Raw genomic sequence first — 3,543 nt, 5'->3', positions numbered from 1 at the left:
CTTGGTCAGTATCAGCATCGGTGAGGGTTAACACGCCTGAATCGGTCAGTACTGGATAGCTTTCATCTTCGGTCACCGCGCCAATTGCATCACCTGAAATCACCGCACTGTCGTTGACCCCAGTAATGGTAATAACAATGTCGTGCGTGGTGCCATCCAATGAGGCGACAGTGAAGGTTTCGACTTTGGTTTCATCTTGAGCAAGGTACTGCACGCTCTCGTTGTTTACGGAGTATGTCCAATTTCCTTGAGTATCAATCGTTAGCTCACCTAGAGCATCTCTTGGTGTGACAATATTGTTTGGGTCAAAATTAGCATCACGTTTATTGTTGTCCTCAATGGTCAGTTTCCCTGAGTCGTTCAGCAATGGAGAGGTCGCATCTTCAGTGACAGCTCCGCTATCGTTACCACCTATTATCGCGGCAAGCTCAATACCTGAGTTAGTTTCATCGCTAAGAGTTAAAAGTGAAGGACGGTCACTTAACTGATCGTTGGCATTGGTGTCAAAAAATGTTTCCGCGATCGTTGTTTGATTGTCTCTTGCTACCTGTGGAGAGAGCGTTGGTGCAGAACCTTTATTTTGGCCTGCCGTAGGATCTAAGTTTTCTTGTTGAGTAGGGTCTTGGCCAAGATCTATGAGGTTTTGTACGCTTTGAACATCATCGGAGGACGTTGTGGGAATATCGGACACAACTCGGATATCAACATTTGCAAGTAATGCAAAATCTTGTTCAGAATAAACGACTTCATTGTCTTTTGGTTGCTGGCCATCGGCAAGGATGCGTATTTCACCCTCTTGATTGACCGCGACTTTTGCTCCGACAGGAATTAGCATTACCTTTTTCATAGTCACTCCTCATTGGTATCCAGATGCTATGAAATTTGTCTCGCATTCATAACTTAGCTGATACATCGCAATCTTTATGCCAATAGAGTTGATGAAATAAGTTGTTTAAAAACAGTGGGTAATGTGTCTGATGGCTAATTTCCTTCATCTATTTGGATTATGAGAATCAAAATAAAAATCAGGATGCGCTAGTTTTAATTTGTTGCTCAATATGGAGTGATTTATGGCTTGGATTCGATGGTAGTTGAGTGTCGCTGTTGAACGTCCGTTTTAAATCCTGTTCGTTTGGGGAAATCATTATTCTGCAAGTATGCGTGTTGAACAGCTCATTTTTTGGAAAAAAGATCACGTTTCATTGGCGATAAATTGGCGCTACCTTTTTGACAGTCAGCGTAATTAGCCTCGGAATTAACACCATTGAAACCAATTTCAAACTGACTTGAGTGTAAATTCGTTGATATTTTTTTACCATTGTCACATGGCGGTTTCCGCAAAGGTTTGTGTTGGGTGATGGTGTCATAACTAACTATAAAATATAACAATTTTCAGCTATTAAACCCGGGTGAAGGACGGTGATTTTCTGATTTACTTTATTGTAGAAGTGCTGATATAAGGTTTTCGGGCGATGACTAAGTCATCAGACCAGTACCCTAAAGTAAGTCCCCCAGTTCAGATATGCAGCGTTGTCGATTCAAGATTTCTTTGGATTACATCACCACTTATTTGCTTCAATTCGCGTTTTGCGTGATTTTGTTGCGCTTCTTTTTGCTGCTTTTAGATTGGTGTGAGTATTTGCCTGCGGATTAATTATTTAAACACTCCTAGGTTATGAGAATCATGAGCTACAAAGATTTGGCTGTGACAAAAAAAATCGCTGTTGTATTTTCGGCGATCGGTTTAGTAATGATTGCGTTTGCATTCTTTCTATTACAAGAGTTGAACAAAGTAGAATCGGAAGTGGTTAACTTTACCGACTCCACCATTCCAAGTGTTCTATCGGTAGAAGATATCTACTTTGATATGAATGCCTATCGTCGTAATCAATTTGCGGCGCTAACGTATCAAGAACGCGACCTTCCGCAGTTATTTACGACTATTTCATCACTTGAAAATACAATTGAAAATGATCTTGCTAAGTATCAAGCGACGGTTGTCGACGCTGATGAGCGCCGTGTATTTAGTCGCGTGATGAATGGTTGGAATAGTTACCAGCGTGTGTTAGGTGACTTTACTCAAAAGGTCAGCCGTGGGGATAAGACCCAAGCACAACTTGACCTTGTGGCAGCACTTAGTCAATTTGAAGAAGTGGGTGCGGCTATGGATGATTTGGTTAAAACAAACCTTACTTTTGTGGCCAATAACCGTCGCTCGATTATGGAAAATGTTGATGAAGTGACCACTGCGACTAAGGTTTCCTTCTCTGCGTTGATTGCGTTTATGGTGTTTATTACTTTCTTCTTAGCGCGTCAAATTTGTCACCCACTGAATTTAGTTGTCGCACAATCAAAAGCAATTGCAGCAGGGGATTTGACCTTCCGTTTAGAGCGTGAATTGATTGGTAATGATGAATTAGGTGAATTGGCAGATACCAATATTGAAATGCAAAATCAGTTACGTATGTTAATTGAAGATACCATTTCTGCGGTGACTCAGTTATCGGCTGCCGTTGAAGAGATGAGTGCGATATCAGAACAGTCTTCACTGGGCATGCAGCAGCAACAATCGGACATTACGGTGATTGCAGCCGCAATGGAGGAGATGAGAGCAACGGTTGCAGAAGTGGCTTGTAATACTGAAACCGCGTCTACATCAGCGCTAGAGGCCTCACAAGAAGCTAAGCAAGGCAATCAAGATGTTCAGTTCAATATTGAGCAAATTCAAATTGTTTCACGTGATATTGAACAAGCGGGTGAATTAGTCGAAGAGTTAGAGCGCGAATCAAACAATATCAGTGTGGTGGTTGAAGTGATTCGTGGTATTGCCGATCAAACTAACCTATTGGCACTGAATGCTGCGATTGAAGCGGCGCGTGCGGGCGAGCAGGGCCGTGGTTTTGCCGTGGTGGCGGATGAGGTTCGTTCGTTGGCGGGGCGAACGCAATCATCAACCAGTGAGATTGTCAGCATTATTGAGAAATTACAAACCAGCGCTGCGCATGCGAAAATGGCGACAGAGCAAAGCTGTTCGAAGATCCGTGTTTGTGTCGATCAAAGCGTGCAGACAGGAAAAGCAATTCAGACGATTGAAGATACGATGATGAAAGTCACTGAGACCAGTATCCAGATCGCAACGGCCTGCAATCAACAAGATTCCGTTACAGAAGACCTCGGTCAAAATATTCAGAATATGAGTCTGTCGGCAAATGAAGTCGCTCAGGGCGCAGAGCAAACCGCTCAATCGAGTATTGAACTTGCACAATTAGCAACGACGTTGCAAATGTCATTGTCTCGCTTCAAGGTTTAGCTTACAAAGCCAAATTGGTGGGAAAAAGGCGACCGCCGGTGCTCCTTTGGAACAGATTTAGCTAACCATTAATAGAAGCGATATCGAAAAAACACAAAGCTCTGGTGCAATACCAGAGCTTTTTTTATGAATAGTAATCGCATATTTATACTTGTATGCATCTAGTGTCTCATTATTGGTTGCAAAAAAAAGTTAGTATCGTAGTTTACAGACTATCAAAAATAGCATGTATA

2 protein-coding genes are annotated in these 3,543 nt (G+C 42.3%); one reads left to right on the top strand and one right to left on the bottom strand.

Going from position 1 to position 3,543, the window contains the following annotated elements; translation table 11 throughout:
* Positions 1-847, bottom strand: an 847-nt coding sequence (locus RH85_RS22090; RefSeq protein WP_006713890.1) for a VCBS domain-containing protein, incomplete at its 3' end; no start/stop codon positions are given.
* Between the two features lie 837 nt (positions 848-1,684).
* On the opposite strand from RH85_RS22090, the gene RH85_RS16740 reads away from it, so the two are divergent.
* Positions 1,685-3,310: a methyl-accepting chemotaxis protein gene (locus RH85_RS16740; RefSeq protein ID WP_006713889.1), complete on the top strand. Its 1,626-nt coding sequence runs from the start codon at positions 1,685-1,687 to the stop codon at positions 3,308-3,310.
* The last annotated feature ends 233 nt before the right edge of the window (positions 3,311-3,543 follow it).

Origin of the sequence: Vibrio ichthyoenteri ATCC 700023, assembly GCF_000222605.1 — a bacterium.
GTDB classification, from domain to species: Bacteria; Pseudomonadota; Gammaproteobacteria; order Enterobacterales; family Vibrionaceae; genus Vibrio; species Vibrio ichthyoenteri.
Note: the sequence above shows the minus strand (reverse complement) of the source record. Positions and strands in the feature narration are given on the sequence as shown.

What these genes read in the sequence shown, in the direction of transcription:
- RH85_RS16740 (WP_006713889.1), top strand. Translation starts at nt 1,685, where the DNA reads ATGAGCTACAAAGATTTGGCTGTGACAAAAAAAATCGCTGTTGTATTT.